Source organism: Microcystis sp. M49636_WE2 (assembly GCF_030065375.1).
Taxonomy (GTDB): domain Bacteria; phylum Cyanobacteriota; class Cyanobacteriia; order Cyanobacteriales; family Microcystaceae; genus Microcystis; species Microcystis aeruginosa_C.
Genome location: NZ_JASJFG010000712.1, coordinates 1 through 1199, shown reverse-complemented (window position 1 = coordinate 1199; position 1199 = coordinate 1). Strand labels below are relative to the sequence as shown.

Below are 1199 nucleotides of genomic sequence, written 5' to 3'. Positions count from 1 at the left end.
AACTCTGGATTCGCGTGAATGTGGCGGCGAATCTCCACTAATCGGGGTGCGAGACTCTCGGCTATGTTTTTAATCTCGGAGAGCATGAAACCAGTTTTACAGTATCTTTAGAGTTAATCATAGAGCATTTTTTACCTGAAAATTCGACTTGGCTGATTTTAAGTCTGCATTGTCTTCTCGGCATTCTTTCAACCCGGGACTAAGCTAATTTGTCAATAGGATGCAGGAGTTACTATTCATCTCTTGATTCGGTAACGCCTCTTGAGAGAATATTCCAGCTATGATAGGAAACATTGTCTAGTTGGGAAAAAACATGGTTCAGTCTTCCGAAAAAATTGAAGTTAAGTACGGGGAAAGAGAAATTGCCGAAGGAACATTAATTACTTTCCCCAATCCACGCCCTGGCAGAAATTACGATATTCAGATCACTCTGCCGGAATATACCTGTAAGTGTCCCTTTTCCGGTTATCCCGATTTTGCCACTATTTATCTTAGCTACGTTCCCGATCAAAAGGTGATGGAATTAAAGGCGATTAAACTTTATATTAATAGTTATCGCGATCGTTATATTTCCCACGAAGAAGCAATTAACCAAATTTTAGATGATTTGGTGGCCGCTTGCGAACCCTTGCAGATGAAAATTAAGGGGGATTTTCATCCCAGGGGTAACGTACATACCGTGGTGGAGGTGATGTATAAAAAAGAATAGCATAATTTTCTAGTTTGGGGATGGGTTAGCCCCCATCTCTAGCTGTTCTAGTTTTTGTTGTTCAAGTTTTTTGCTGTCGTCGTCTTCAATACCCATTTTGAACTTTTCCTCTATACTTAAAGCTTAAATATTATACCATTTTTCAAAAAGTGTCTCCTACTTAGTAAAGGTACAGTTTATGCAGTAAAAAGGCAATGAGTGGAGTCCTTAATATTAATATTGCTGAGTCGGTAGAAGAATTAAAATCCTTTTCCGTGAGGTATTTTGGTGCGGTATGTCGGATTTGCTGCTTAATTAGGGTCTGCTGAAAAAGTTTTTCCTAGGGGCAGGGTGTAGGGTGTAGGGTGTGGGGTGTGGGGTTTTACCGATTTTGAGGGGGTCAATTACCTAATTTTCAGGGAAAAAGTAGCTGAATTTCCCCCTGATCACTCCCATATCTGGTACTTTTGGATTTCAAAAAAGGCTAAAAGTCTTATCCAGCAAGGTTTTT

At 39.9% G+C, this 1199-nt stretch carries 1 protein-coding gene; it reads left to right on the top strand.

Annotated features, from left to right (window positions below):
- The first annotated feature begins 313 nt into the window (after nt 1–313).
- Nucleotides 314–709, top strand: a complete 396-nt coding sequence (queF, locus tag PX484_RS16260) for a preQ(1) synthase (protein WP_002783291.1) — start codon at nt 314–316, stop codon at nt 707–709.
- The last annotated feature ends 490 nt before the right edge of the window (nt 710–1199 follow it).